Annotated in this window: 24 protein-coding genes and 2 pseudogenes; 14 read left to right on the plus strand and 12 right to left on the minus strand. The window is 66.3% G+C overall.

Annotation, left to right across the window (positions count from 1 at the left end):
* Window positions 1–441 precede the first annotated feature (441 nt).
* Complete coding sequence (locus tag ACQP1G_RS15275) at window positions 442–960, plus strand: hypothetical protein (protein WP_433204065.1); 519 nt, start codon at window positions 442–444, stop codon at window positions 958–960.
* 122 nt (window positions 961–1,082) lie between these two features.
* Here ACQP1G_RS15275 and ACQP1G_RS15280 read toward each other — a convergent pair.
* The 4 genes and pseudogenes from ACQP1G_RS15280 to ACQP1G_RS15295 all read right to left on the minus strand — a co-directional run.
* Window positions 1,083–1,217 (minus strand): annotated as a pseudogene (locus tag ACQP1G_RS15280) (alpha/beta hydrolase); the annotation flags it as partial.
* Between the two features lie 161 nt (window positions 1,218–1,378).
* On the minus strand, window positions 1,379–3,262 hold the full coding sequence (locus ACQP1G_RS15285) for a glycoside hydrolase family 9 protein (protein ID WP_433204068.1): 1,884 nt from the start codon (window positions 3,260–3,262) through the stop codon (window positions 1,379–1,381).
* A 77-nt stretch (window positions 3,263–3,339) separates the two neighbouring features.
* The gene (locus ACQP1G_RS15290) at window positions 3,340–4,545 is read right to left on the minus strand and encodes a sensor histidine kinase (protein WP_433204071.1); all 1,206 of its coding nucleotides are present in this window, start codon (window positions 4,543–4,545) and stop codon (window positions 3,340–3,342) included.
* Between the two features lie 50 nt (window positions 4,546–4,595).
* Window positions 4,596–5,270 carry a response regulator transcription factor gene (locus ACQP1G_RS15295; RefSeq protein WP_433204074.1) on the minus strand — a complete coding sequence of 225 codons (675 nt, stop codon included), beginning with the start codon at window positions 5,268–5,270 and terminating at the stop codon, window positions 4,596–4,598.
* A gap of 344 nt (window positions 5,271–5,614) precedes the next feature.
* Here ACQP1G_RS15295 and ACQP1G_RS15300 point away from each other — a divergent pair, with 344 nt between their 5' ends.
* Window positions 5,615–6,559, plus strand: coding sequence for an ATP-binding cassette domain-containing protein (locus tag ACQP1G_RS15300; protein WP_433204077.1), 945 nt, complete (start codon window positions 5,615–5,617; stop codon window positions 6,557–6,559).
* Window positions 6,556–7,317: an ABC transporter permease gene (locus ACQP1G_RS15305; protein WP_433204080.1), complete on the plus strand. Its 762-nt coding sequence runs from the start codon at window positions 6,556–6,558 to the stop codon at window positions 7,315–7,317. Before ACQP1G_RS15300 ends, ACQP1G_RS15305 begins: the two co-directional genes overlap by 4 nt.
* On the opposite strand, the gene ACQP1G_RS15310 is transcribed toward ACQP1G_RS15305, so the two are convergent.
* Entirely contained in the window at window positions 7,301–10,477 is a 3,177-nt protein-coding gene (locus ACQP1G_RS15310) for a BTAD domain-containing putative transcriptional regulator (protein WP_433204083.1), read from the minus strand. The genes ACQP1G_RS15305 and ACQP1G_RS15310 overlap by 17 nt on opposite strands.
* A 267-nt stretch (window positions 10,478–10,744) precedes the next feature.
* Here ACQP1G_RS15310 and ACQP1G_RS15315 point away from each other — a divergent pair, with 267 nt between their 5' ends.
* From ACQP1G_RS15315 to ACQP1G_RS15335, 5 genes and pseudogenes are all read left to right on the plus strand, one after another.
* A complete protein-coding gene (locus ACQP1G_RS15315) occupies window positions 10,745–10,945 on the plus strand; it encodes a ferredoxin (protein WP_433204086.1) in 201 nt (66 codons plus the stop codon).
* A 43-nt stretch (window positions 10,946–10,988) separates the two neighbouring features.
* Window positions 10,989–12,215, plus strand: a complete 1,227-nt coding sequence (locus tag ACQP1G_RS15320; RefSeq protein WP_433204089.1) for a cytochrome P450 — start codon at window positions 10,989–10,991, stop codon at window positions 12,213–12,215.
* A gap of 100 nt (window positions 12,216–12,315) precedes the next feature.
* On the plus strand, window positions 12,316–12,447 hold the full coding sequence (locus tag ACQP1G_RS15325; protein ID WP_433204092.1) for a hypothetical protein: 132 nt from the start codon (window positions 12,316–12,318) through the stop codon (window positions 12,445–12,447).
* Between the two features lie 54 nt (window positions 12,448–12,501).
* Window positions 12,502–13,146, plus strand: coding sequence for a hypothetical protein (locus tag ACQP1G_RS15330; protein WP_433204095.1), 645 nt, complete (start codon window positions 12,502–12,504; stop codon window positions 13,144–13,146).
* Between the two features lie 124 nt (window positions 13,147–13,270).
* Window positions 13,271–13,462, plus strand: a pseudogene (locus ACQP1G_RS15335) (GNAT family N-acetyltransferase); the annotation flags it as partial.
* 129 nt (window positions 13,463–13,591) lie between these two features.
* On the opposite strand, the gene ACQP1G_RS15340 reads toward ACQP1G_RS15335, so the two are convergent.
* Window positions 13,592–14,254 (minus strand): hypothetical protein, encoded by a 663-nt coding sequence (locus ACQP1G_RS15340; RefSeq protein WP_433204098.1) that lies wholly within the window; start codon window positions 14,252–14,254, stop codon window positions 13,592–13,594.
* A 262-nt stretch (window positions 14,255–14,516) separates the two neighbouring features.
* On the opposite strand from ACQP1G_RS15340, the gene ACQP1G_RS15345 reads away from it, so the two are divergent.
* Window positions 14,517–15,149: a glyoxalase gene (locus ACQP1G_RS15345; protein WP_433204101.1), complete on the plus strand. Its 633-nt coding sequence runs from the start codon at window positions 14,517–14,519 to the stop codon at window positions 15,147–15,149.
* Between the two features lie 77 nt (window positions 15,150–15,226).
* Here ACQP1G_RS15345 and ACQP1G_RS15350 read toward each other — a convergent pair whose 3' ends face one another.
* Complete coding sequence (locus tag ACQP1G_RS15350; RefSeq protein WP_433204104.1) at window positions 15,227–15,997, minus strand: helix-turn-helix domain-containing protein; 771 nt, start codon at window positions 15,995–15,997, stop codon at window positions 15,227–15,229.
* Window positions 15,998–16,073: 76 nt separating this feature from the next.
* Between ACQP1G_RS15350 and ACQP1G_RS15355 the strand changes: the two genes are divergently transcribed.
* The 4 genes from ACQP1G_RS15355 to ACQP1G_RS15370 all read left to right on the plus strand — a co-directional run bounded on the left by ACQP1G_RS15355 (window position 16,074) and on the right by ACQP1G_RS15370 (window position 21,882).
* Window positions 16,074–17,078: an alpha/beta hydrolase gene (locus ACQP1G_RS15355; protein WP_433204107.1), complete on the plus strand. Its 1,005-nt coding sequence runs from the start codon at window positions 16,074–16,076 to the stop codon at window positions 17,076–17,078.
* Window positions 17,079–17,207: 129 nt separating this feature from the next.
* Entirely contained in the window at window positions 17,208–18,056 is an 849-nt protein-coding gene (locus ACQP1G_RS15360; protein ID WP_433204110.1) for an acyl-CoA thioesterase domain-containing protein, read from the plus strand.
* A gap of 322 nt (window positions 18,057–18,378) precedes the next feature.
* Complete coding sequence (locus tag ACQP1G_RS15365) at window positions 18,379–21,105, plus strand: LuxR C-terminal-related transcriptional regulator (protein ID WP_433204113.1); 2,727 nt, start codon at window positions 18,379–18,381, stop codon at window positions 21,103–21,105.
* 87 nt (window positions 21,106–21,192) lie between these two features.
* Window positions 21,193–21,882 (plus strand): alpha/beta fold hydrolase, encoded by a 690-nt coding sequence (locus ACQP1G_RS15370; protein WP_433204116.1) that lies wholly within the window; start codon window positions 21,193–21,195, stop codon window positions 21,880–21,882.
* A gap of 156 nt (window positions 21,883–22,038) precedes the next feature.
* Here the strand turns inward: ACQP1G_RS15370 and ACQP1G_RS15375 are convergent, their stop codons facing one another.
* The 4 genes from ACQP1G_RS15375 to ACQP1G_RS15390 all read right to left on the minus strand — a co-directional run bounded on the left by ACQP1G_RS15375 (window position 22,039) and on the right by ACQP1G_RS15390 (window position 24,381).
* On the minus strand, window positions 22,039–22,218 hold the full coding sequence (locus ACQP1G_RS15375) for a hypothetical protein (RefSeq protein ID WP_433204119.1): 180 nt from the start codon (window positions 22,216–22,218) through the stop codon (window positions 22,039–22,041).
* Window positions 22,219–22,406: 188 nt separating this feature from the next.
* The gene (locus ACQP1G_RS15380) at window positions 22,407–23,261 is read right to left on the minus strand and encodes a COG4705 family protein (RefSeq protein WP_433204122.1); all 855 of its coding nucleotides are present in this window, start codon (window positions 23,259–23,261) and stop codon (window positions 22,407–22,409) included.
* A 122-nt stretch (window positions 23,262–23,383) separates the two neighbouring features.
* Window positions 23,384–24,058: a response regulator transcription factor gene (locus ACQP1G_RS15385; protein WP_433208533.1), complete on the minus strand. Its 675-nt coding sequence runs from the start codon at window positions 24,056–24,058 to the stop codon at window positions 23,384–23,386.
* A 134-nt stretch (window positions 24,059–24,192) separates the two neighbouring features.
* Window positions 24,193–24,381, minus strand: a complete 189-nt coding sequence (locus tag ACQP1G_RS15390) for a hypothetical protein (RefSeq protein WP_433204124.1) — start codon at window positions 24,379–24,381, stop codon at window positions 24,193–24,195.
* Window positions 24,382–24,468: 87 nt separating this feature from the next.
* On the opposite strand from ACQP1G_RS15390, the gene ACQP1G_RS15395 reads away from it, so the two are divergent.
* A complete protein-coding gene (locus ACQP1G_RS15395; protein ID WP_433204127.1) occupies window positions 24,469–25,920 on the plus strand; it encodes a HAMP domain-containing sensor histidine kinase in 1,452 nt (483 codons plus the stop codon).
* Window positions 25,921–26,210: 290 nt separating this feature from the next.
* On the opposite strand, the gene ACQP1G_RS15400 is transcribed toward ACQP1G_RS15395, so the two are convergent.
* Entirely contained in the window at window positions 26,211–26,546 is a 336-nt protein-coding gene (locus ACQP1G_RS15400) for a cupin domain-containing protein (RefSeq protein WP_433204129.1), read from the minus strand.
* Window positions 26,547–26,590 lie beyond the last annotated feature (44 nt).

Consider the following 26,590-nt stretch of genomic DNA (forward strand, 5'->3'; position numbering starts at 1 on the left):
CAGAGCCCGCCAAACGCATACACGACACCGCACACGTTGGCGGTGACGTCAGCAAGGTCGTTTCCGGTATCGCTCCATGCCAGAGCAGCATTCGCTCGTGCCGCATACGGTTGTCCGCCAACTCATCTGGAGCGTCGCACTGGTGACGCCGGAATCGTCCGCTCACGCCGACTATCGCACGTCGAGGGCGGATTGTCGGCGGAAGCAGCGGTCCGACCTCAGCAACCGCTACCGGAAGGCGGGCCAGATCGTTTGGCGCACTGTCGATTAGGTGTTCGGTGCCAGCATGGCTGGGATACTTCCCCATCCTGTCGTGCGCCATTGTGCACCGTCGCATCCGACAATGTCGGCCGCCAAGCGGAGCGGACGATGCGCCACTCGCACTAGAGGAAGCTGGCCGGGAGCCCCGACTGGCAGGCAAGCGTAACGAGCCATGCGGTCGTGGCGGATAAGATGCAAGGCCACGATCTCGGAGTTCTGCGGGTCGCACGAGACTGGCTACTGCGCATCCGCGCGTACCCACCAGGGAGGACGATCATGCACTCGATCAACAAGCTGGCCACGCTAGCAGCCGCTACCGTCGTGGCCTGTGTTCCAGCGTTCGTTTTCGCGGGTGCGGCCGCGGCCGAGTCGGTCAACATTCCGGTCCTGTACACCACGGCAACGGAATCCGGCTTGTGCTACGGAACGATCCGCGGGAATGTCGACCAGGATTCCTCTCAGGGACTCCATCTCACCAGCGCGTTCGCAGGTATCGGCGTCTGCGCCACGACTGCCTATGTCTCCTGGCGCAACATCGATACCGGGGCGCGCGGCGACACCACGGTGAAGCTGGTCGGGTCGTGGTACAACTCGGCCACCATCCCATCGGGACCAGGACATGTCGAATTGTCCGTCACCACAAAGGAATTCTTCCACTCTCCCGATTCGGTCCAAGTCCAGTACGTCATTCCGGCGTAGTCGCACTGGCGCGGTTCGGCGCAGGGCGACGCGTGCTGGAATTCGTATCGGGTCCGACGAAAGACGGTATGTGACAGCGGTATCGGCGATCGGCTCGAGGCCGGGCGCCGATACCTGTCACATCAGGCCGGTGACGTGCCGACCCGGCTGAGATGCCGGGCGAAGAACCGGGCCGTGTTGTCGACCTCGAACCAGGGCACTTGGTGATGTCCGCTCACGTTGGCGTGCAACGTTTTCTCCTTCGAGACGAAGGCGTCGACGTCATATGTCACACGACCTGCTTGTCGACGCGCTGGCCGGGGTTCCGAAAGTAGCATCCGCTGAGAATCGGACGGATATGGCTGAGCCCGTATCAATCCCGGTTGTCGAGGGTTGGTGTCGACGACCTTGGGTATCGTGCCGTCGATGGCGGTTCGGTTCACCCCAGAGACAAGGCGAAGGCCAGCATTGCGGTGGAGGTGAAGTCGATCGAGGGTTCCACGGTCTGCCAGGCGCCCACGTCGTCGAGGAAGCGGGCCTTGCCCCCGTCGAAGTCGGTCCACGCCGTGCCAGGATTCGAGGAACAGCGTTTCATCGTCGGGAAAGTGTTGAGTTCGTAGAGCTTTTCTGCGGCATTCGGCCCGTTGACCACAGCGCCTCGCAGGATCTCGCCCGTGCCACCGAGGTTGGCCACTTGGTGTTCTGGGCAGTGCGGGTAGACCTCGCCTGCGCCGATCATGAAGGTACTGCCCCAGGAGTTGGCGCCCAGTGCCCAACCGCGCTGTTGCGCGCCGAACCCGTCGTAGCGGTGGTCGCCGGTGGCCTTCCCATACAGCTGTGCGGTGGCGACCAGACCGAAAGTGTGCGGTACCGAGTCGAAGTCGGTGTACACCGCACCTGCCCCGAAGGGGTCCTCGGCGGCCCGGCTCACCCCGTCGTCCAACTGCCGGCGCAGGTCAGCTTGCAGCTCTGCGCCGTTCTCGCTGTCCGCCTTCACGATAGTGAGCAGGTCCGCGTGAGCGAGGGCGCTGACGTCCGCGACGCCGAGAGTGCCCTTGGTGTCGGAGTCGATGTACTGCTCGGCCCAGCGGATGCCCTGCTGCTGCCAGTCATCGGCTCGTGCGTCGCCTAATGCCTTGGCGGCCAGGCTCATTTCGGTGGCGCCGAACTCCATGTCGTCCGGCCAGGAGTCCTCTGGGTAGAAGTCGTGGGGGAACGCAGTGATCAGTTCGCCGCCGGGCGAGGTGTCGGCCTGGGTGTAGATGGCGGCGGCCTTGTCCAGCCAGGACTTGGCGGCCCAGGGATCGCTGTTGGCACTGTTCTGCGCGGCGAGCGCGAAGACTGCTGCCATGCGGCCAGCCAGGTTGGGACTGATCGACGCGCCGGGCTCGTTGGCCCGGAAGACCGGCCGGTTCTTGATCAGGTAGTCCGGGTCGCCCGGTTTCACGTCCAGTTCGTCATCGGTCTCGGGCAATCGCCACACGTCGTGGTCGGTACGGACCTGGTCGTTGCCGGCGCCGATACCGACTTGGGCGTAGAGAGTGCCACTTTTGCCCTCCCACATCTTGTCCAGCCAGGCCAAACCTTGCTCGACCTCCTCGGCCAGGCCCGCGGTGTGCGGTGCGGCACGCAGGGCCAGCAGCAGATCGGCGGTGCTGTAGGCGGTGGTGTGGGTGAACTTGAGGAAGTCACCGGCGTCGGACCAACCGCCCGAGACATCGACGGGGCCACCCACCGGGGTCAGCTTCGCGTCGAGCAGCTCGGTGCTGTCCTCGTTGTATCGAGGGGTGGCGTAGACCGTTGCGAGGCGGTCGGCCAGATGCGAGGGCTTTCGGTGCAGGACATCGGGCAAGACATCCGCGCCGTCACGCTGAGTTTGGAAGAAACGAACGTTGTTCTCCACGAGCGGGGTGAGCAAGTCTTTGGCGGGCGCAATGCGGAACTGTGGGGAGCGCCCGGTGGCCGTGCCGGTGAGCTCGAGTCGGTAGCTGCCCGGTGTATCGATAGCCGACAGGTCCACGGTGTGAACGGCCGGGTACTTGCTGTTCCAGGTGCCGGTGCGTCCACCTACCTGGCCGGTGGCAACGACGGTGCCCTGGCCGTCCACCAACCGGTAGCCGGCTTGGCTCAGTTCCGTTTCCGAACCCATAACGAAGGCCTGTTTTGCCTGCCCGACGACGTAGCCGACCTGATCGACCCGGATCGCGGGCGGGCTGGCTTGGGCCGGCGTATCCGTGGGCAGGGCGCAGGCGCCGAGTGTGAGGGCGACAAGGAGCGCGGTGAAGTGCGGGCTCCACGCGAAGCGAGGTGGCAGTGCGGACATGGCTGCACCCTGCCCGGTGCTGCATGAGATGAAGATGAGGCGGCCCCGGCGACGGCGGCCGAGCCTGCACGGGTGTGTCAGCCGCTCGTGCGTCCTGGCAACATCAGCTCCACCAATGCCCCGCCACCCGGGGCCTGGGAAAGCTGGGCGGTGCCGCCGTGGAGCTCGGCCACCCAGCGGACGATGGCGAGACCAGTGCCGGTACTCGAGCCTCCCGTGACGTGCCGCTCGAACACCCGGGTACGGTCCTCGGGCGGCACACCGGGGCCGTGGTCGCTTACCGCAACCCTGTTGGCGGTGACAGTCACTTCGACGGGACTGCCGCCGCCGTGTCGTAGGGCGTTCTCCACGAGGTTTCGGATCGCTTGGGCCAGTAGCCCGGAATCCCCGTCGACGATCACAACCTCGGCGGTAGTGACGGTGACGCCGGTGGGGTCCGGCAGTTCCGCGATGGTCCGTTCGACCAGCTGGTCCAGACGTAGCGGGGCAAGTTCGACTTCCTGGGTGCCGGCTTCCACGCGGGCTCGGGCAAGCAGTCCGGTGACGAGTCGGCCGAGCCGATCGACGAGCCGGACTGCCTGATCCAACGCCGCGGGCGCCCGATGCGCAGAGGCGCTGCCTTCCTCCACCACCAGGCGCAAAGTGGCCAGTGGCGTGCGCAGTTCGTGGGCAGCTTCGGCGAGGAACTGCTCTTGCTGCTCGAGTCCCCGCAGAGCGGGGCGCATCGCGCGCCCGGTCAACAGGTGGCCCACTGCCGCGGTGACCAGCACGAGTGCCGCACAGCCCAGGGCCAGCCAGTGGATCAGCCGCTGGTGATCGCCCTCGCCCTGGGAAGGGTCGGCTCCGACCAGCACAACGGCGCCGATCCCGTCGTTGTCCCAGACCGGAGCCGCGGCCCAGCGATACTCGCGCCCGTTGTCGGCGGCGGTAGTAACCAGGATGGTCTCCTGGTCGTGTTCGACTTCCCGCCAGATCTCGTTGAGTTCCGCCTGTGCTGGCAGGCAGGCCTGGGAGGAGTAGGCGTAGCGGATCCGAGTTCCGGAGTTCGGGGGTGCCTCGAGAATGCCGAGCGCTTCGGCGCTGCGGGCGAGTTCGTCCTCCGGCAGCGAGTCTGCACGCAGCGTGCCGGCCGCGTCGTAGAAGAGGGTGCGGGCGAGGCCGTCGGCGCGGTGGCTGACAGAGTTGTCGAGATCACTGGTGCGGGAATGGTTGTCGGTGCGGACTGCGATGGCGACGAGCACCAGCAGGCAGACGGCGGTAGTCGCGGCGAAGAGCAGGGTCATCTCCCACCGGACGCGGTGCAGGCGCGCGGCGGCGGGAGGGCGCGACGACTTCACAGACCCGGAGCCGGATCGGCGATGCAGTAGCCCGCGCCGCGCACCGTCGTGATGAGCTCGGGTGGGCCCAGCCGGCGGCGCAGCTGCCCAATGAGAACGTCGACGACGTTGGAGAGCGGTTCGGAGTGCTCGTCCCAGCAGCGTTCGATGAGTTCGGTGCGGGTGACCACCTCCCCGGCACGCAGCATCAGGACCTCCAGCACCGCGAACTCCTTCGCGGTCAGGGCGAGCTCCACGCCGTCTCGCCGCACCTGACGGCGTGGAAGGTCGAGATTCAGGTCGCCGACGCGTAGCTCGGGCAGCCGGGCGGGCTGACCACGGCGGCACAGGGTACGCACCCGGGCATTGAGCTCGGCGAACGCGAAAGGCTTGACGAGGTAGTCGTCGGCACCGTGCTCGAAGCCGGCCACCCGGTCAGCGATCGCGTCCAGCGCGGTAAGCAGCAGGACCGGGAGAGTGGAGCCCGCCGCACGCTGAGCGGCGAGGAGGGTGAGGGCATCACCGTCGGGCAGCATGCGATCAGCGACCAAACAGTCGTAGGCGTTGACGGCGAGTTTGAAGTCGGCGTCGGCGAGATCCTTGGCGAAGTCGACCGCGCAGCCAGCCTCGCGCAGCCCTCTGACGATTGCTGGACCGAGCTCAGGATCGTCCTCGAGGACTAGTACGCGCACGACCAGCGAGGCTACTGGGTCGCAGTCGCGAGCCGATCGCTGCGCACTGATATGCGGCGACCCCACCGCTCGACCGACACGCCGGTCGAGCGGTGTTCATTTTCGCCACCAGGATGCGGTCGCGGACCGCCCAACCGCTGCCGCGATTACGAACAAGTGTCGTGCGTCAGCGTCAGTAACGCCGAACCGAGCTCGTCGTCCGTGACACCGACCGGGATCCAGGAGCGAATCGGACCGATGTCCGTTCGTCACCCCTGTCCGCTGTGACCAGGTCGAACGCCGTGTCAGTGGACGTGTCAGGTCGGTGTCAGGTCGGTATCAGCCGGGCCGGCGACAGTCTTCACATGAATAGTTCAGCGATCGCAGCTTCTGGGCTGCGGAAGGCGTACGGCGACAAGGTCGTACTCGATGGCATCGACTTGGATATCGGTGCCGGCACGATTTTCTCTCTGCTCGGTCCGAATGGGGCGGGTAAGACGACGGCAGTGAACGTGCTGACCACGCTGTTGAAGGCCGATGGTGGCACGGCGCGCGTCGCCGGGCACGATATTGCGACCGAGACCAAGGCGGTGCGCGCGTCGATCGGGGTCACCGGTCAGTTCGCGGCGGTCGATGATCTGCTGACGGGGGAGGAGAACCTGCAGTTGATGGCGGATCTACATCGTCTGCGGGGCGGCGAGAGCAAGCGGGTGGTCACCGAGTTGCTGGAACGGTTCGATCTGGTGGAGTCGGCGCGAAAGAGGACGGAGACCTACTCCGGGGGCATGCGCCGGAAGCTGGACCTGGCGATGACGCTGGTCACCAGACCGGACATCGTTTTCCTGGACGAGCCGACAACGGGGCTGGATCCGCGTAGCCGTCGCACGATGTGGGAAATCGTGCGGGATTTGACGGCCGATGGTGTGACGATCTTCCTCACCACCCAGTATCTCGAGGAAGCCGATCAGCTGGCCGACCGCATTGCGGTGCTCAACCAGGGCCGCATCGTCGCCGAGGGCACTCCCGATGACCTCAAGCGCCGGGTCCCCGGCAGTCACATCCAGCTCCGGTTCACCGATGTCGCGGATCTGGATGCGGCGGCGCGGATCCTGCCCGGCTCCACCCGGGACGACGAGGCCGTGACCTTGCGGGTTCCCGGCAATGGCGGGACGAAAGCATTGCGGGAGTTGCTGAATCGGCTCGATGAATATTCGATCGAGACCGCGGATGTCTCCATCCATACACCCGACCTCGATGACGTTTTCTTTGCCCTGACCGGACACGCAACCACGGAGGCCATCGCACAATGAGCACCATTTCAGCACCCCTGGCCGATTCGTCGATCATGTTGCGGCGCAACTTCAAACACACCGCTCGTACTCCGGTCACGATATTCAACGCGGCTTTGATGCCGGTCATGATGATGTTGATATTCGTGTATGTGTTCGGCAACGCATTCAATGTCGGCGACAAATACATCAACTACGCGACACCGGGCATGATCCTGCTGGCCATCAGCTACGGGTTGTCCTCCACCGCGGTAGCTGTGAACTCCGATATGACGAAGGGCATCATCAACCGGTTCAAAGTTATGGACGTCTCCCGTGGCGCCGTACTGACCGGACATGTGGTGGCAACCGTGCTGACCATTGCGATATCCACCTCGGCCGTCATCGGAGTCGCCTTCGCGCTGGGATTCCGGTCGCCCGCGACCCTCCTGCACTGGGTCGGCGCGTTCGCGATCATCGCGGCGACAGCGTTCGCGACCGCCTGGCTCACGGTTGCTCTGGGAATGGCCGCGAAAACTCCGGAATCCGCGGGCCTCACCACCGTGCCGATGATCATGCTGCCCTTCGTGAGCAGCGCGATCGTGCCGGCCGAGCAGATGGGGCAGGGCGTGCGGCAGTTCGCGCAGTATCAGCCGTACACCCCGATCATCGAAGCCCTGCGCGGATTTCTCACCGGTCACCCGTCCGGGGGCTACACGGCCGCCGCGCTCGCCTGGTGCGCCGGGATCGCCCTCGTCGGGTACCTGTGGTCACGTGCCACGTTCAACAAGCGAGCGTAGTCGCGACCAGCTCGGTCCAGTCCGCCTCCGCACCCTTGCCCATCGCCTCGGTGAAGCCCGCTTCACCGAGGCGATCTCGTGCGATCTGTTCGATCCGAGCCGCGTCCGGGTGCGAGCGATCGGGCAGTCCGCGCACCGCGGCACTCGCCGCGAGCAGCCGCGCGGCCTGCTCGCTCTGGTCCTCACGCAGTGCCAGATCCGCGATCCCGACGAGCACCCCGGCGATAATGGGCGCATGCCCCGCCTCGGATGCCGCCCGGAACGCCGCGGAGTGTTGTGCCCGGGCTTCGTCGAGACCGTCCGCGAGATAGCCGCGCAGGTCGTGGATCAACGCGCTGATGTTCGGCTGCTCCGCGTCGCTGCCCAACATGGTTGTCGCGATGTCGATTTGGCGGTACGCCTGCTCGGTGTCCCCGCTCCAACGAGCCAGCTCCGCCTTTGCCAAGGCCAGTTCGGCCACTGCGTTCGGCCAGCCGGCCTGATCCGCGCACCGCTGCGCGTCGGCCAGGGCGGCCGCGCTCGCCTCCGCATCACCCAGCAGCCAGTACAACTGTGCCTGCCGCGACCGCATCGCGACCACATCCTCGATCGCGCCGACCTCGGTGATCACCGCGATCGACTGATCGAAAAGCTCGCAGGCGGAAGCGAATTCGCCGCGGGTGGCGTTTCGACTCGCCAGCTCTTTGAGTGCGAACGAAATTCCCCAGCGCTCACCGATCGTCCGGAACTCGGCGAGCGCGGTCTCGAGAAACTCGTCCGCTTCCCGCGCGTCCTGGCCGAGCATGATCCGCATCTTGCCCAGTTGCAGTCGGGCCAGGGCCCGCACCCAGGGGTCATCGTCGGTGAGCAGCGGTTCGAACGCGGACAGAATCGCGTCGGGCCCCTGTAACAGGCGTTCCAGTGCGGGCACGAACCCCAGCGCGGGGTGGCGGGTCCGGGCGTTGCGACTGAACCGGAATGCCTTGTGGATCCATTCCTGCACCTGGTACTGGTCCTGCGGCCCGGAGGACACGAAATGCACGACCAGCGCATGCGCGGTGGCCCGAGCGTCATCGTCCACCTCGCCGGGCAGGTCGATGGCCGCGGTGATCAGCTCCAAGCCTTCGGCCTTGTGCCCGCTCAGCCACCAGTACCAGCCGGCAGCCGCCGCGAGTCGCATGGCCCCGGCCGCATCGTCGGCCGCGAGCGCGCCACGCATCGCGACAGCGATGTTGTCGTGCTCGGCGTCGAGGGTGGCGAGCCACGCCAGCTGCTCGGCCCGACGCAGTTGTGGTTCCGCGGTTTCGGCGAGTCCGGTGAAGTACGCGAGATGCGCTCGGCGCGCCTGATCCGTTTCCCCCGACTCCGCGAGCCGATCCCGGGCGTACTGCTTGATCGTGTCGAGCATGCGATACCGCGGCCCGGTGTCCTCCGCGGTGAGCAGCAGCGATTTCTCGGTCAGCGCGGTCAACAGTTCGAGCACCTCCCACTGCTCGACGGCCACATTCTTCCCGTCCCCCTGCCCTTCGGGCCCGCCCGCCGTGTCCGCGCAGACCTGCTCGGCTGCCTCCAGGCTCGCGCCGCCGGAGAACATCGAAAGTCTGCGCAGGACCATCCGTTCCGCGTCGGTGAGCAGCTCCCAACTCCAGTCGACCACCGCCCGTAACGTGCGGTGCTGCGGAATGGCGGTACGACTGCCACCGGTCAGCAGGCGGAACCGATCGTCGAGGCGGTCGGCGAGCTGATCGAGGGACATGGTGCGCAGTCTGGCCGCGGCCAGTTCGATCGCCAGTGGTATCCCGTCGAGCGCCCGGCAGACGCGCGCCATGGTCGACAGGGTGTGGGCGTCGGCGGTGAGATCCTTGCGTACCGCACCGGCCCGGTCCCGCAACAGCTGCACGGCCGGGGAGGACTCGATCTCGCCGGAGTCCGCGTCCTCGGTGGGCAATGTCAGCGGCACGACCCGCCACAATGCCTCACCGGTGATGCCGAGCGGTTCCCTGCTCGTCGCCAGGATCCGCAGCCGCTGGCACTCCCCGAGCATCCGGTGGGCGAATGCCGCCGCGGCCTCGATCACGTGCTCACAGTTGTCCAGGATCAACAGCGTTTCGCGCTCGCGGAGCGCCGCGATGAGCCGATCGATGGGTTCCGCGTTCGGTGCAGAGCCGAGCAGCGCATCCCGGAGCCCGAGCGCGGCGAGCGCCGATTGCGCCACGTCACCGCTCGCGCCGACAGACGCCAGTTCCACCAGCCAGGCCCCGTCCGGCAGGTCGTCGAGCAGTGTCCGCGCGGTCTCCACGGCCAGCCGGGTTTTCCCCGAGCCACCGGGTCCGGTCAAGGTGGTGAGCCGGTGGTTCGCGATGAGTTCGCGCACGACGGCGATGTCGGCGTATTTGCCGACGAAATTGGTCAACTCGCCCCGCAGGTTCGTCCTGCGGTCTTCCGCCCGCGCTCCCACTTCGCCGCGCAACAGCGCGACATGCAGTGCGGACAGCTCCGGTGAGGGGTCCACGCCCAGTTCGTCGGCGAGGGCCTCGCGTGCACTCTGGTACACGGTCAGTGCCTCGGTGCCACGACCCGCGGCGCCGAGCGCCCGCATCAGCGCGGCGACGAGCCGTTCCCGCACCGGGTGCCTGGCCACGAGCTCGGTCAGCTCGGTGATCAGCTCCGTACTGCGACCGAGGCGGATCTCCGCTTCGTATCGGTCCTCCATGGCGGCGAGGCGCAGCCCCTCGAGCCGGGTGATCACCGTGTCGAAAGCCGGGCTGTCCTGCACACCGACGTCCTGCAGCAGCGCACCGCGCCACAGGTCGAGGGCTTCGCGCAGCAGGTCCGCCTGGTGCGCGTCGCTACCGCCACGGGCCTGGTCGAGAAGCTTTTCGAACCGCACGGCGTCGACAGCCTCGGATTCCACCGTCAGCCGGTATCCGCCCGCCTGCCCGTCGAGCGACCCGTCCGGCAGCACTCTGCGCAGCCGGGAAACCAGTGCCTGCAAGGAGTTCGCCGCGTCGGAGGGCGGCTGCTCACCCCAAATCCAGTCGACCAGCGTCGCTTTCGGGACCACGCGACCGGGTTCGAGCGCAAGGGCGACCAACAGCGCCCGCAACCGGGCACCCGGTATCTCGATCAATCCGCCGCCATCTATTCGGATCTCGAGCGGTCCAAGCATCCCGATCTGCACCGGACCATTCTGCCGTGAACGATTCGCAGTCAGCCAGTCGGCTTGTTCGGCCGGTGCCGTAGGGCCTTTCGGCGAGGGGTGATCGGGAACGGGCCGAACACCGTGTCAGGTCGGTGTCAGCTCCGTATCAGCCGGGCTGGCGACAGTGTTCACGTGAACAGCACAGCAATTGCCGCTTCTGGGCTGCGGAAGACGTACGGGGACAAGACGATCCTCGATGGCATTGATTCGGGCTCCCACCCGGTCACCTGCGAGGAGGGGTAACTGATGGAACTCAGGGTGGACCGGGAGCGCTGCATCGGCGCCGGCATGTGCGTACTGACCGCCCCCGGAGTGTTCGACCAGGACATCGAGGACGGCCGGGTGGTGCAACTGGATGTCACACCCGCGCCCGAGCTGGAGCCGGCCGTCCGCGAGGCCGCCCAGGTGTGCCCGTCCGGCGCGATCACCATCGTCTCCGCCGACTAGAGACCACGTCTGCGGCGCAACAACCGCCACGAAAGGAAATCCGATGAGTCAAACGGCTCCCATCCCGCACGGCCTCCCCATGGAGCGCAACGCTGGCCCCTTCGACCCGCCCCGCGAAATCACCCGGCTGCGCGAGGCTCGCCCTGTCAGTCCCATGGTCTTCCCCGACGGCCACGAGGGCTGGCTCGTCACCGGCTACGCCGCGGTCCGCCAGCTCATGGCCGACACCCGGTTCAGCTCACGCAGGGACATCGGCATTGTCCACGTGCCGTACGAGACCCCCGGCATGCCCGTCGCTACCGAACCTTCCCCGCAGATCCCGGGCTTGTTCATCGCCATGGACCCGCCGGACCACACCCGGCTGCGGCGCAAGCTCATCGGCGCCTTCACCGTCAAACGCATGAAGCAGCTCGAAGAGCACATCATCGACATCACCGAGCGGCAACTGGACGAGATGGCGCGCCAGACCCCGCCGATCGACCTGGTCGAGGCGTTCGCGCTGCCGGTGCCCTCGCTGGTGATCTGCGAGCTGCTCGGTGTCCCCTACGCGGACCGGGAGACCTTCCAGGTCAACTCCGCCAAGTTCCTGGTCAAGGACCAGGCGCTCGAGGAGAAGATGGCCGCGTACGGCGCAATGACCACCTACCTGGCCGAACTGATCACGCGCAAGCGCGCCGAACCCGGCGAGGACATACTGTCGGACCTGGCCCGCCATGACGACCTCACCATCGAGGAGCTGACCGGCATCGCCTTCCTGCTGCTGCTCGCGGGCCACGAGACCACCGCCAACATGCTGGCGCTGGGCACCTTCGCACTGCTGGAGCACCCCGAACAGCTGGCCGAACTGCGCGCCGACCCGGATCTGCTGCCCGATGCCGTCGAGGAACTCATGCGCTACCTGTCGGTTGCCGATATCTTCTATCGCTACGCCACGGAGGACATCGAACTCGGCGGCGAAACAATCGGCAAAGGATCGACCGTCGTTATCTCGCTGCTGGCCGCCAACCACGATCCCGAGCGCTTCGACAACCCCGACACCGTGGACATCCAACGCAAGGCCCGCGGTCACCTGTCCTTCGGCCACGGCATTCACCAATGCCTCGGCCAGCAACTGGCCCGCATCGAGATGCGCGCCGGTTTCGGGGGACTGCTGCGTCGCTTCCCGACCCTCGAACTCGCCATCCCCGCCGGCGAAGTGAAACTCAAGACCGACATGAATATCTACGGCGTCCACGAACTGCCGGTCACCTGGACGGAAACGGCGCGGTAAAACCGTCGGCTCGTCCGCTGTGACCAGGCTGAGCGCCGTGTCAGTTGGTGTGTCAGGTCGGAGTCAGGTCGGTATCAGCCGGGCTGGCGACAGTATTCATATGAACAGCACAGCAATTGCAGTTTCCGCGTTGCGGACGGCCTACGGGGACAAGACGGTCCTCGATGGCATCGATCGCACTATCGGTGCCGACGTCGGCATCGTGGACCAGCCCACCGGCTGGGTCCGCTGACCCGCCGCCCCGGTTCGCACACGAAGCCCATTTCAGACACCAAGGAGTACAGCCATGCCCACATTCCAGACTCCGGAACCGATCGCCATCACCGTCGACGCGCTCTCCGGCAGCGTCGCGGTGATCGCCTCCGACCGCACCGACACCGTCGTCGCGGTCCGGCCGGCCGATGAGTCCAAAAAGGGTGACGTGCGCGCCGCCGAGCAGACCCAGGTCGATTTCGTCGCCGGCACCCTGACCGTCAAAACGCCGAAGGACTGGCGGACCTACACCCCGTTCGGCGGCAACCCGTCGATCGAGGTGACCATCGAGGTGCCGACCGGCTCCCGGCTCAAGGGCACCGCCGGTGTGGGCCGATTGCTGGCCACCGGCGAACTCGACCAGTGCGACCTGGAGATCTCCGCCGGCGACATCACCGTCGAACGCCCACGCGGCTCGGTGACCGCGAAAACCGCCAAAGGCAACATCCGCATCGACCAGGCATCGCGCGGCGTGCTGCGGCTCGAGACATCCATGGGCGAGCTCGAGGTAGGCATCAGCCCGGGCAGCGCGGCGCGGCTGGAATCCAACGCCCTGCACGGCACCGTGCAGAACCTGATGGAATCGGTCGGCCGGGCGCGGGACATCGAGGAAACCGTGCAGGTGTACGCGCGTAACTTGTACGGCAACATCATCATCCGCCACGCCACCGCCGCCTAGCACACCCCAGCCTCGGCCAACCCGACAACACCGGCAGCGGCACCTCGGGACCGCCCACCGACACCAACGTCAGGGGCGTGCACCGGGGTGTCGCCGACGATCGGCACCGTCTTCTACGCTCGTAGCCGCGACCGCCGCACTGCAGGCCGCTGCCGCCGAACTGCCCGACCAGCCGGTTCTGATCGTCACCCGGTCCGCCAACGACCGTTCACTGAAACTCGCTGCCCGCCTAGGCTTCCAGCCCGTCAGCACGTTCGAGGCGTTCGGCGCGCAACAGACCCTCGCGACCGCACGTCTGCATTCGTTCAACGCCTGACGACGCACTACCGATCGCGGGCAGCGACATCGAGTGCACACGCGAGACGCCAGGGCGATCACGCTCTGAATGCGCTGTCATGCCGCTGATCGCCTGTTCGCTCGGTTTGCGGTGCGGCCGAGACTTCTTTCAGACCAGGGCAGCTCGGTTCTGCGCGTATGCGATGACATCGTCGGCGTAGGCCGCGTCTTGTTCCGCGACGCACTTTCGGAGTTTGTCGAATGCGTCGTCGAGTTGTGGTCCCGGCCCCCGATCGGCGAGCAGGACAACGATCGCCTCCCAGGTCCGGCTCTGTGGGTTCGGTTGGGTCAGCAGCTCGTCGAGATACCGATCCGGCTCTACCAGCCGTAATGCTCTGCGCGCGTAGGCATGTACGCGCCGGGGCAGTTCGGCGCGGATGGCGTCGATGTCGGTCTGCAGCACGTGCTGGCCCGGTTGCTCCGGGTCGAGCCGCAGGGACCACATCGCGGTCAGTTCGTCCGGCAGGGCGTAGGCGTCGATCAGGCCGGGGCCGGCAGCCTCATCCAGCGGTGTGGGCGGCATGCCCAACCGGGCGTTGCGCCAGTTGCTGAATTCCCACCAGGCCGTCGGTGTGGCGCTCAGGTCCAAGCCGAATCCGAGCACCTGCTGTCCGTCGGTCCAGGTGCGGGAAACTCGGGTGCGCCCGACGGACGCGACACCGCCCGGCTCGACCCGTACCCACGCGGGTTCGGAGCCGTGAAACCCATACGGCTGCAGTAACTTTCCTGTTTCACGCAGCAGGCGGCGCAGTGCCGAATCAGGTTTGACCATCCCCGCAGACTAACGATGTGCCCCGACAGATTGTCGCGACAGGCCTACCGTCCGAAGCAGCGGATCAACCCGTTTCACCGCCGTCTCGAACGGGGATCGTCGTTGGACCATTCACGGCGTCGGGCGGGTTGCCCAGCGTGTACCACTCCACCACGCGGCGATGCGTGACAGCGGGGACGCCGCCGTGCGTGGCGAAAGAGGTCAGCAGACCGATCAGGAATCGAGAAGCGCCGGTCACCGAGTAGCACATAGCGTTATTGCCATGAACATCACCGCTGATCAGACCAATATCGAGTCCGTCATCCTCGAGGTGCCCGACCCCGCGGCCGCCGCGGACTTCTACGCCGCCGCGTTCGGCCTCGGCGACAAGGTGCGGTTCCGCGCCTCCGAGGCGCCGACGACCGGCTTTCGTGGCTTCATACTCTCGCTCGTAGTTTCTCAGCCGAGCACCGTCGACAGCCTCATCGGCACCGCTCTCGACGCAGGCGCGACGACGCTGAAGCCGGCCAAGAAGAGCTTCTGGGGCTACGGCGGCGTCATCCAGGCTCCGGACGGGGCGATCTGGAAGATCGCGACATCGTCGAAGAAAGACACCGGCCCGGCCACCCGCGAGGTCGACGATTTCGTGGTGCTCCTCGGAGTCGACAACGTCAAGGCGACCAAGCAGTTCTACGTCGACCACGGCCTGACCGTGGCGAAGAGCTTCGGCAGTAAGTACGTCGAGTTCGATACCCCACCGTCCGCGGTCAAGCTGGCGCTCTACGGACGCCGTGCTGCCGCCAAGGACGCAGGCGTCGCACCGGAGGGCACCGGGTCGCACCGGGTCGTCATCGGCGGCGGTATCGGTCCCTTGGCCGACCCGGACGGGTTCGCGTGGGAGGTCGCCCCGGCCTGAGCCGATCCAGGCGTTCGGACACCGCGCTGATCGTCACCCCGAGCAGTCCGCCGACTATCGAAAGATCGAGGCGCAGGCTAGGTTCCGAGATCGAAGCGGATACCGGAGCGCAGCAGTGTGCTGGCGGACAGTCCGAACATGTGGTGGAAAGTTTCGCTGAAGTGGGACGGGGTGGCGAAACCGGCGTCGGTAGCGCATCGGGTGAGGTCGCGGCCGACCGCGGCGTCCCGGAGTGCGTGGATGACGCGAGCCCACCGCTGATAGCCGCGGAATGTGGTGCCGCTCCGCTGGGCGAATACGCGGAGGAAATGGGTGGTGGACAGGCCAAGGTTCGCGGCGATCGCATCGGCCCGGAACGTGTGATTCGGGTTCCGGCGGATCGCGGCGGCTACCCACTCTATCCGCGGATCGGCGACCGGTGCTCGACCGGCGATGGCCCGAGCGAAGATTCGCTCCGGATCCACGTCAGCTGCACCGCACAGCTCGACGAGCTCCTCTTCCCGTCGGTGACCGAGACCGTAGGGCCCAGCGGTAGCCGTCATCTCTTCCGCGATGCCGGTGGCGGGTGCGCCTGCGGGGTCGACGAACAGCAGCAGGATCCACCGCTCGGGGGCGATGACACGGTGCACCGCGCGGGCGGGGGCGAAGGAACTGCCGGTGCGGATCTCCCCGTGTGCGGCGGTCTCCAGGACGAACGGTCCGTGCAGGCCGACGCTCAGCACCGCGACCGAGGCGGCATGCAGGTCGACGCCGAGTTCCGGCCCGATGTATCCGACATGACCCGGTCGCAGCCACACCATCGGCGATATTGCCGCACCGCATATTTCCGAAAGCGCACCAACGGTCACACCTGCGAGGGTACCGATGGGTCGCACGAAACACCGCGGCCGACAGGGAGCATCACGAGCAGCCGGAGGTCACATCATGCGAGGCAAAGTTCCACTGCGAGTTCGGATCCTGGCCGCACTGACCACCGACCCGGACTGGGATTCGATCACCCCGGATCAGGTCATCGAATTGCGCGAAGTATCGAACCGCAAGCGCCGGTCCCCGGTGTTCCGGCTCGCCACCGGCAGACCCGATCGTGGTGCGCGAATCACCACACACGCACTCGATCTCCCGGGGCGTCGGCTGAACGTCCGGGTGTACCGGCCCGAGCGGGGAGGTTCGGCGCTGCCGCTGATCGTCGCGTTCCATGGCGGCGGATTCATCGGCGGCGCACCGGACCAGGACGACTGGCTCCTCAGTCACCTGGCGGCCGACCTTCCGGCGGTGGTCGCCTCGGTCGACTATCGGCTGGCGCCCGAGCATCCCGTGCCCGCACCCGTCGAGGACGGCTTCGATGCTGTACGGCGCCTCGCCGAGCAGGCCACGGTGTGGGAAGCCGATCCGACCCGGATCGCTCTGCTGGGTGCCAGCGCGGGAGCTTCGCTCGCGGCTCTCGCGGCGATCAGGGCGGATGAATTCGGACTGTCGGTGCGCGCCCAAGTGCTGATCAATCCGCAGCTGGATTGGACCGACCGTGTCTTCGAGTACCCCTCGTTCACCGAGAACGCGGACAGCCCGACCGCGACACCGGCCAATTGCCGTGCGGTGCAGCGCATAGCAGTTCCCGAATCCTTCGACGCCCGGGTGATTTCACCGCTGTGGAGCGAGAACCTCGCCGGACTCGCCCCTGCGCTCATCCAAGCCGCGGGTCTGGACCCGCTGGAAGATCAGGCTCCGGCCTACGCCGACCGCCTGCGACAGGCGGGAGTCGACGTGACGCTGACCCGCTATCCGGAAGCGGTGCACTCCTTCCTGAGCATGCCGGGCCTGGTCCCCGCGGCCCGGCCCGCACGCGCCGAGATTCTCGCCCACCTACGCAGCCACCTGCTGGATCGCGCGGGCAGTGGTGCGACGAGATCGACGAAGGCCAGGCAGCGGTGACCACCATCGACGTAGTCGAGGCGAAGGAGACCCACGTTCTTGGCCCTGTTCCGACTCGAGCCCGACCCACCCCGGACGCTGAGCTGTCCTTTCCTATCAATTCTGAAACGTGTTCTAATTCAGGGGATCTTGAAGACAGGGAGGGGTCTGGCACTGTGGTTGCATTCTTCAAAGGTCGATGGTCGCTATCGCGCGACCGGACTGGCGGTCAGCCCGTGGGCCCCGACGCAGGTGGGCGGTACCGCGGTGTGTGGTCTGCTGGCACGTCAGGCCGAAACGCACTGTCCTGGAACGGCATTCATTCCCGCCCGGTTCACCGTGGATCTTTTCCGGCCAGTCCTCGACGAGCCGATCCGGCTGCATAGTGAGGTGGTCCGCGACGGCAGACGTGTCCGCGTGATCGATGCCTCGATCGTGCAGCACGATCAGGTGCGGGCCCGTGCGACCGTGATGTATCTGGCGGTCACCGAGCAGCCACCGGGACAGGTGTGGCGGGCGGAGCGGCAGTTGCCGACACCGGTGCGGAAGTTGGACGGAGCCGAAGGTGACCCACCGCTGTTCAAGTCCGGAGACTTCGACTGGACCGGCGATTTCGCCTCGGGTCAGAACAGTGAGCGGAAGTGTGCGTGGCATGACATCCCGTCCTTGGTTGACGGTGAGCCCAACTCGCCATTCCAGTTGGCCGCCTACGTCGCTGATGCGACCAACATGGTGTGCAACTGGGGAACCGAGGGCGTCGGCTACATCAATTGCGATGTGACCATGACATTGTCGCGCCTGCCCGAGGGGCCCGAGGTGGGGCTGCAGGCCCAAGACCACGTCGCGGCCGACGGGGTCGCCATTGCCGCGGCCACCATGTACGACCGGACCGGACCGCTGGGCATGTCTGTCGTCACCGGCATCTCGAACGCTCTCCGGCAAGTAGATCTGGCCGCTTTTGCTGCCGCGCAGTCATTTCCGGCGCCGCGGCCCCGCTGAACTCGCCACGCCTTCGATGTTGCGGCAGCGCCCCCGTCGTGCCGCATATCAGCGCTCGGCCAGTTGTTGGTCTTGCGACCGAGGACTTTGTTCCCACCACTTCTTGCTCGACAACGATCGTGGTCGGGTCAGCGGTGTGGTGTATGGCCGCCGGCGAGAGCGCAACCGCGTATGCGGGCGGTTCGTATCCTGGCCGGGGTCCGATCCTGATGCGGTCCCAACTGGTCGAGTGTCCAGGACGATTGGAGCGAAGTGGTTGTCTTTCTGTTCGCCGGTGGCGTTAACTCGGTGAACAGTGTTGTTGAACGGGGTAGGGGTCGTCGTGTTGGTTGGTCGTGACGTCGAGCGTGACCTGATTACGCCGTTCGTTCTCGGGCAGGGTGGCGACGAGCCGGTGTTGGTCATCCGCGGTGAGCCCGGTGTGGGAAAGACCGCTGTGCTGGATATGGCCGCCGATATCGCGGCGTTCCACGGCATTCGCGTCTTGCGGGCGGCGGCGCTCGAGTACGAGGCCGAGCTGAAATTCGGTGCGCTCAATCAGCTTCTACACCCACTGTTGAGCGGAATCGACGAACTCGGCTCCGCGCATCAGCAGGCGTTGAACGTGATCATGGGGTTGGCACCGGGGGCGATGCCGACGCAGCTGATCGCAGGTGCCGCGACGTTGGCGCTGCTGCGAGCGGCAGCGGATCAGGGCCCTGCGCTTCTGATCGTCGACGATGTGCAGTGGCTCGATCTGTCGAGCACGATGGCGTTGAGTTACGCGGCGCGGCGCTGGAGCGGGATCGACATCCGGATGCTTGTCGCGGTGCGTGCGGAAGCCGATGATGGCTTCACACGCAGCGGATTTCGTGTCCACGACCTGTCGCCGCTGGATGACAGCAACTCGGACGAGCTGTTGCGTGCCACCTATCCGGCGCTGTCCGCGAGCGTTCGTCGACGCCTACGCGATGACGCCCGGGGTAATCCGCTCGCGCTGCTCGAACTGCCGGCCGCGTTCGCGGACGGCAGTTCCCCGACCACTCTGCCCGGGGTGCTGCCGCTGACCGACCGATTGCAGAGACTATTCGCCGATCGGCTCGCTGGGCTTCCGGAAGGGACTCGGCGGATGCTGTTGTTCGTAATTCTCGCTGGTGCCGAAAAGAGCATGACTCTGCAGGACTGCGCGCCCACATCGGAGGGGCGGGCCGATCTACCGCCCGCCGAGCGCGCCGGGATCATCCACGTGAACCCGCGCACGGGCATGATGGAGTTCCGTCACCCGCTGATCCGTTCGGCGGTCATCGAGCAGTCCACCAGCGAGGAACGCCGTCAGGTTCATCGCATACTCGCCGAGGCGTTCGCCAAGGAACCACAACGGCGCGCCTGGCACCTCGGGCAGGCTGCGGTCGGTCCCGATGAAGAGATCGCCGCATCGCTGGAAGCGTTGTCGCAGCAGATGATTCGTCATGGCGACAGCAGGCGCGCGACAGCTGCGATGCTGCGCGCGGCCGAGCTTAGCCCCTTGGATTCCGATCGCGCCCGCCGGACAGCGCGCGCGGCCTATTTGGGGGCACTGATCACCGGCGACCTCGCCGACACCTCCCGCCTGCTATCGGAAGCGACCCGGGCCGAGGTCCGTGAAACACCGTCATTGGAAGCGGCTGTCGCCGCGGCTTCCCAACTCCTCAACGATGAAGGTGATGCCACTACTGCGGGCAGGTTGCTCCTCGCGACTATTCGAGTTCACGATCGGGACATCGGCTCCGGCCAGGACACGATGGTCGAGGCCTTGCACACGTTGTTATATGTCGGCTTCTTCAGCGGTCGGCCGGAACTCTGGGACGACATCAACGAGGCTATCGAGCGCGCGAAGCCGCAGCCGACCGATACGCTGTCGTTGTTGCACAACATCTTCGTCGACCCGGTCGGCGCCACCCAGGACGATCTGCGACAACTCGGTGACGCACTCGACGGCCTGCGCTTCACCTCCGATCCACTACAGATCGTCCGCGTGGTGACTGCGGGCTCCTATGTCGATCGCATCGGTGGTGCCCGCGAATCGTTGTGGCGGGTGATCGCCGACGGTCGCCGTGGCGGTGCGATCGCCAAGGCCATCGAAGCGCTGTTCTTGATCGCACAGGTCGATTACTTCGAAGGCGACTGGGATGAGCTGATCGAGGTCACCGATGAGGGGCTGCAGTTGTGCGCGGAGTTCGGGTACACATTGCTCGCGGGTCCCGGCCGATTCCTGCGCGCACTCGTCGATGCGGCCCGCGGCCATACCGCCGCCGCCGACCTTGCCGCCGAGGAACTGCTGCTGTGGGCCGCGCCGCGGCATCTCGGGACGTTCGCCGCCTACTCATCCCATATTCGATGTCTTGCCGCACTCGGGCGCTCGGCCTTCGATGAGGCATATCGACATGCCGCATCGATCAACGCATCGGGCAGCTTTCCGCACTACACGCCGCACGCGGTGTGGCTGGTGCTCGACCTCACCGAAGCAGCGGCCCGCAGCGGCAGGGTCGTCGAGGCCCGAGCCCATGCCGAGGCCGCCGTCGCAGCCGGTGTGTCCAATCTGTCATCCAAGCTCCGGATGCTGACCACCGCTGCGCTCGCCATCACCGATGAACACCACTGGCGCACACTGTTCGAGGATGCGCTGGCCACTCCCGACAGCCAACGATGGGTATTCGACCGTGCCCGAATAGAACTGCTCTACGGGGAACGGCTGCGTCGTGCGCGCGAACCCGCTGCAGCCCGCGCACATATGGCGACCGCGGCGCAGGCATTCGAACGCCTGCAAGCGATCCCATGGGTGGAACGGACCCGATCGGAACTGCGAGCAGCCGGGAAGCCCGCGCCCGAAGAGATCCGCGGCTCGGTGCTGACGCCACAGGAGCAGGCGGTCGCCGAACTGGCGGCGTCGGGGCTGACCAACAAGGAGATCGCCGAGCGCCTGTTCCTGTCGGCAAGAACGGTGTCCACCCACCTGCACCGTGTGTTCCCGAAACTCGGCATCACCACTCGCAGCGCCCTGCGCGACGCGATGAGCAGACGCCTCGACTGATGTACGTCAATTGACGGATTCTCCATCTCTGCCGGCAACCTAGATTCGGTCGTGCCGAACAGCAATTCAGCGCAGAGGAGACTCGGAATGAGTGCACAGAGCAAAACCGTCGTCCTGGTTCACGGAGGTTTCGTGGACGGGGCCGGATGGCGGGCGGTCTATGACGAGCTCACTCGAGACGGATTCAGCGTGCGCGTCGTGCAGAACCCGACCAAAACGCTCGCCGACGACGCCGCGACCACACGACAGATCCTCGACGATATCGACGGCGAGGTCGTCCTCGTCGGACATTCCTACGGCGGAGCGGTCATCACCGAAGCGGGCACCCACGACAAGGTCACCGCCTTGGTCTACATCACCGCTTTCGCGCCCGACAAGGGCGAGTCGGTGAGCACACTCATCGGCACCTTCCCTCAAGACGGGCCGCAGCCCCCGATCCTGGCACCCCAGCAGGGATACCTGTTCCTCGACCGGGCGAAGTTTCACGACTCCTTCGCCGGAGATCTCGCCGCACAGGACGCGGCGTTCCTGGCCGACTCCCAGGTTCCGTGGGGCCTGGATGCGCTCGGCGGGACCGTGAGTGAGGCCGCCTGGCGGGTGAAGCCCAGCTGGTACCTGCGAGTCACCGAGGACAAGATGATCCCGCCCGCGGCGCAAGCCTCGATGGCCGAACGGATCGGTGCGAGCGTCGTCGAGACCCCGGGAAGCCACGCTGTCTACGTCTCCCGACCCGAGGTTGTCGCGAATATCATCCGAACCGCAGCGGGCGCGGCCTAGCTCGCTGGTCGAGGGCGAAGAGTGGCCGTTCATACCGACCGGTGAACGGCCACCGGCCCTCGCGAACATCCGCGCATGCCGACTGTCGCGCCCTTGCTCGAATACGCGCACATGGCGCTACGGAGTCGGACGGCAGGACCGACCGGCGCGGCAACGCTACTTGCGGTGCCGTCCCGGACGAGACGGCAGTGCCGGAGCGAGCGGGGGTAGCTGGGTTGTATCGGCCAGTGGGTCGACGCGTAGCGTCGCGATGAAGTGGTCCACGGAGGTGTAGCCCGCGGCGTGGATGTGTGAGAGCAGTTCGAATGCGGGGGCTGTTGCGTCGGTTCGCTTCATACTGGCTCCCTTTGCCAGGCTGACGGTATTGGCACAGCGACAGGGAGTCGGTCTCCAGCCCCGGAGCCCCCTGTCCGGTGTAGCGCGAACGGCGGCTATGTGGCTGCACCTACCGCCTATGGCCTTCCGATTCACCGGAACGAGCGGAATCGTAGCGAATGCATGGCAATCACGGGGCGGTTTGCCGACTATCGAGCGCCCAAGGCGTCAGGTGCGGTGTCGGCGTCGTCGTTGAGCGTGGGCCCAATCGTGGTGGGTACGGCTGTTCGCCGACTCTTTCGGTAGTTGTAGGCGATGCCGATGATCAGAATGGCCAGGAGCGCGGCGGAGGTGCCGTAGGTGCCCAGCGCGAGCCCGCCGCTGGTGTGGGGTTTGGACAGCCAGTCACCCATGGTCGCGCCGAGCGGACGGGTGAGGACGAAGGCCATCCAGAACAGCAGTACGCCAGAGATATTGGTGAGGTAGTGGGCGGCCAGGATCAGCGCCATAACGACCGCGATCAGGAAGCCGCTGCCCCAGTAGCCGAGGCCGGAGCTGTCGGAAAGGTAGTCCCCCAGGGAAGTGCCGAGGGTGTTGGACAGCAGGATCGCGGCCCAATAGAGCAGTTCACCGCGGAAGGTGGTGATGTTCGCGACGTCGAAGGTCTGTCCGCTGAGTTTCCAGATCCCGAACACCAGAGCCAGCCCGGAAATGAGCAGCAACGCTCCTACGCCGTAGCCGAGGCCACCGTCGGTCGAGGTGTCCGAGCCGGGTCCGCGGTTGATGAGATCGGACATGGTCGTTCCGGCCGTGCTGGTGGCCGCGATGACCGTCCAATAGAGCGCGGGGTGGAATCGGTGGACCCGTAACTGGGTCAGCACACTGATCACGAAGATTGCCAGGAACAGCAGCGATGCCTGTGCGTAGCCGAGCTTCAGTGTCTGCGCCAGCAGATCACCACCGGTCTCGCCCAAGGTGGTCGCGGCGATCTTGAGTACCCAGAACATCACCGTGATCTGGGGAAGTTTGTAGTCGACGAGCAGACGAGCCGCATGCTTCACCATCGGTACTCACTTTCGCTGATGCCGACACCCATCGGCGCGGAGTCTGCCGAAGCGCCGCTGAGAACACGCTGAAAGTGTGCGGCCGATCACACTGTAGGTGCTCCGTCGATCGAACCGGCTGGTCAGGTGGTATCGAGGAGCCGGTATCCGACGCCGCGGACGGTTTCGATGCTGGCCAGTCCGAACGGGGTGTCGATCTTGCGGCGGAGATAGCCGATGTAGACCTCGACGACGTTGTCGGAGCCTTCGTAGTTGGCGTCCCAGACCGAGCGCAGGATGTCGAATTTGGTGACGACGTCGCCCTTGCGGCGCAGCAGGTATTCCAGCACGCCGAATTCGCGCGGGGTCAGCGACAGTTCCTGTCCGGCGCGGCCGACACTTCGCCGCGCCGGATCCAGGGTGAGGCTGCCAGCGGTGAGAATCGCGGGTCGTTGCGGTGCGCCGCGGCGGATCAACGCCCGTAGTCGGGCGATGAGGATGACGAAGGAGAAGGGTTTGGTCAGGTAGTCGTCGGCGCCGAGGTCGAAGGCGTCGGCTTGGTCGTACTCGCCGTCTTTGGCCGAGAGCATCAGTACCGGCGTCCATATCTGGCGTTCGCGCAGTTCCCGCACGATCTGGTAGCCATGTTTGCCCGGCAGCATGATGTCGAGTACCAGCACGTCGAAATCGCCGGTCGCGGCCAGTTCCAGTCCGTCGATTCCGTCGTGCGCGACTTCGACGACGAACCCCTCCGCCGACAGACCGCGCCGCAGCGTCTCGGCCAGCCGGATCTCGTCGTCGACCACCAGTACCCGCACCCGCCACCGCCCTTCCGTCATCGTCTGCTGGTTCATTACAGCCGAACCCGCTCGGCGATCGGTGCAGCTCTCAGCGTTTCCACAGCAACACGCGCTCAGACTCGGAGCATGTCCGCTGTCCTGCACCTCGTTGATCAGACCGTCGGCGAGGTCGTTTCCGAGGCCACGACCGCCCAGATCGCGGTGCGGTGAGTGTCGCGGTCATCGTGGCGTCGTTGCTGGCCGATCGGTTCCGGCCGACCGAGGATCTCGCCGACGACTGTTCGACGCGCGGTACGCGGGGCGGTGCTCCGCGCTGCGCCGACGACGCGCGAACACACCATCGAAGAATGGTGTCGGCACCATCGAACGCGACACACCGATGAATCGAATGTGCCCGCCCTCGACCGCATCCCGCGAAGCTGAGCACAATGAACCGACACCCGCCACCCGATGACATATCCTCGGCCGCCGCACCGCGACGCCGCCGGTTCGCCGATACCGCAACAGGATTGATCCGAACCCTTACCCGCCCCGCGCGATGGGGATTGCGGGTGCGGTCCGCGCTCATCGTCGCGGTCGTCATCACCGCAGGGCTCGCCATCGCCGCCCTCTCGCTGACCTACGTGCTGTATCGCTCCTTGATCACTGCTTCCGACGACGCGGCCACCGACCGGATCCGCCAGGTCACCGTCCAACTCGCCATCGACACCCCCGCGGACCTGGATCGCAGCGCACTGGCAACCGACAACCGGGTCTCGATCGTGCAGATCATCGACCAGACCGGCCGAGTCGTGCAGAGCTCCACCGACAGCCCCGACCGCCCGATCATCGTCGATCGCCCCGCCCCGGGAAGCATCGCCCACGACCTACCCACAACGACGCGTGCCGACGAAGGCAGAGTCAGCGCGGCCACCGTCGACGGGCGCGGCGGCCGCTACACCATCGTGGTCGCGACCAACCAGGAAGAAGTCGAACGCACCATCAAACTGGTCGCGGCCCTGGTCGCTTTCGCCACCCCGTTCATCGTCGCGCTCGCCGCACTGGCCACCTACGCTCTGGTTGGGCGCTCACTGCGGTCGGTCGAACGCATTCGCACCCGCGTCGCCGCCATCACCAGTGCCGACCTCACCGACCGCGTCCCGGTACCACCGCAGCGCGACGAAATCGCGGCCCTGGCGGAGACGATGAACGATATGCTCGCGCGGATCGAGGCCGGGCACAACGCCCAACGCCGCTTCATCAGCGACGCCTCCCACGAACTGCGCAGCCCACTCACCACCATCACCGCCGCCCTCGAACTGGGCCGCGCCCAACCCGCCATCCTCGACGCGGCCATGCTCGATGACACCCTGCTGCCCGAGGCCCAACGCATGCGCCAACTCATCGACGACCTGCTGCTGCTGGCCCGCGCCGACGAAAACGCCCTCACCCGGCGGCACACCGATATCGACCTCGATGACATCCTCACCGCCGAGGTCGCTCGCACCCGGACCACCACCGCACTCGCCATCGACCTCGCCGTCGAACCCGCCCGCATCACCGGCGACCCCGCCCAGATCTCGCGCGCGGTGCGCAATCTGCTCGACAACGCCACCCGCTACGCCGCCAGCACCATCACCGTCCGACTCCGACGCGACGACCGCAACGCCCACATCGAGATCGCCGACGACGGCCCCGGTATTGCCGCGTCCGACCGCGCACGCATTTTCGATCGCTTCTACCGACCACAGCAGGACCGCGGTCGTGGCACCGGCGGATCCGGGCTCGGACTGGCCATCGTCGCCGAGATCATCGCCGCACACCACGGCACCGTCCGCATCGATCACAACACCCCCACCGGAGCCATCGCGATCATCGAGTTGCCCAGCACCGACACGTGAGCCGATGCACCTCACCGGAACATCGCTTCTCGGCGTGCTCGCAGCGGCCGTAGCGCACCGTGGGCTGATGATCACGACAACGACCGGAGCTCGCGGACACATGGACTATCGAGTCCGTGCAGCAGGCGATCTGCGACTCCTACGCCGGCACCTATACCGGCCGGCCGCACATCCCTTGACCGCTTCGCCCGCATCACCCGAGAGCGGCCTTGTCCTCGCTGCTGTCAGCGGTTCCTCCTTTGCGGCAACGACTTTCGACGACGCGGGTCATGGGGTCCGAGCATCGAAAACTAGCCTGCGGGGTAGAAGACGAACAGCGTGCAGCCGGTCGTGGTCGCTGGGACGTGCCACGATCCGGCCGGGGCGTGCAGGAACGTCCCGGCCGGGTAGTCGCGCGCACCGTCGTTGAACGTGCCCGCGACCACGTAGACCTCTTCCGGACCGGGCTCGTGGATGTCGCGGTGCGGCCATGAGGTGCCCGGGTCCATCTCGAGCACGTTGGCGTGCGCACCGGACGGCCCTGTCCATAGCGGACGTACCCGGATCCCGGGGAAGAGCTCGCGGACGGGGGATTCGGTGACCGAGACGGAGGTGTAGCCCTCTTGAGCGAGGATTTCGGAATGCATGCCTCCCACGGTGCCGCGTGCGGCCACTCCGAGAAAGTGTCGAG

Source organism: Nocardia sp. CA-107356 (assembly GCF_050946365.1).
Taxonomy (GTDB): Bacteria; Actinomycetota; Actinomycetes; order Mycobacteriales; family Mycobacteriaceae; genus Nocardia.

Excerpts from the sequence above, each read along its gene's own strand:
- ACQP1G_RS15340 (WP_433204098.1), bottom strand. The coding sequence starts at position 14,254 with ATGGTCAAACCTGATTCGGCACTGCGCCGCCTGCTGCGTGAAACAGGA.
- ACQP1G_RS15300 (WP_433204077.1), top strand. The coding sequence starts at position 5,615 with ATGAATAGTTCAGCGATCGCAGCTTCTGGGCTGCGGAAGGCGTACGGC.
- ACQP1G_RS15285 (WP_433204068.1), bottom strand. The coding sequence starts at position 3,262 with ATGTCCGCACTGCCACCTCGCTTCGCGTGGAGCCCGCACTTCACCGCG.
- ACQP1G_RS15325 (WP_433204092.1), top strand. The coding sequence starts at position 12,316 with ATGAACAGCACAGCAATTGCAGTTTCCGCGTTGCGGACGGCCTACGGG.
- ACQP1G_RS15330 (WP_433204095.1), top strand. The coding sequence starts at position 12,502 with ATGCCCACATTCCAGACTCCGGAACCGATCGCCATCACCGTCGACGCG.
- ACQP1G_RS15400 (WP_433204129.1), bottom strand. The coding sequence starts at position 26,546 with ATGCATTCCGAAATCCTCGCTCAAGAGGGCTACACCTCCGTCTCGGTC.
- ACQP1G_RS15315 (WP_433204086.1), top strand. The coding sequence starts at position 10,745 with ATGGAACTCAGGGTGGACCGGGAGCGCTGCATCGGCGCCGGCATGTGC.
- ACQP1G_RS15380 (WP_433204122.1), bottom strand. The coding sequence starts at position 23,261 with ATGGTGAAGCATGCGGCTCGTCTGCTCGTCGACTACAAACTTCCCCAG.
- ACQP1G_RS15320 (WP_433204089.1), top strand. The coding sequence starts at position 10,989 with ATGAGTCAAACGGCTCCCATCCCGCACGGCCTCCCCATGGAGCGCAAC.
- ACQP1G_RS15290 (WP_433204071.1), bottom strand. The coding sequence starts at position 4,545 with ATGACCCTGCTCTTCGCCGCGACTACCGCCGTCTGCCTGCTGGTGCTC.
- ACQP1G_RS15345 (WP_433204101.1), top strand. The coding sequence starts at position 14,517 with ATGAACATCACCGCTGATCAGACCAATATCGAGTCCGTCATCCTCGAG.
- ACQP1G_RS15390 (WP_433204124.1), bottom strand. The coding sequence starts at position 24,381 with ATGGTGTGTTCGCGCGTCGTCGGCGCAGCGCGGAGCACCGCCCCGCGT.
- ACQP1G_RS15355 (WP_433204107.1), top strand. The coding sequence starts at position 16,074 with ATGCGAGGCAAAGTTCCACTGCGAGTTCGGATCCTGGCCGCACTGACC.
- ACQP1G_RS15395 (WP_433204127.1), top strand. The coding sequence starts at position 24,469 with ATGAACCGACACCCGCCACCCGATGACATATCCTCGGCCGCCGCACCG.
- ACQP1G_RS15370 (WP_433204116.1), top strand. The coding sequence starts at position 21,193 with ATGAGTGCACAGAGCAAAACCGTCGTCCTGGTTCACGGAGGTTTCGTG.
- ACQP1G_RS15375 (WP_433204119.1), bottom strand. The coding sequence starts at position 22,218 with ATGAAGCGAACCGACGCAACAGCCCCCGCATTCGAACTGCTCTCACAC.
- ACQP1G_RS15305 (WP_433204080.1), top strand. The coding sequence starts at position 6,556 with ATGAGCACCATTTCAGCACCCCTGGCCGATTCGTCGATCATGTTGCGG.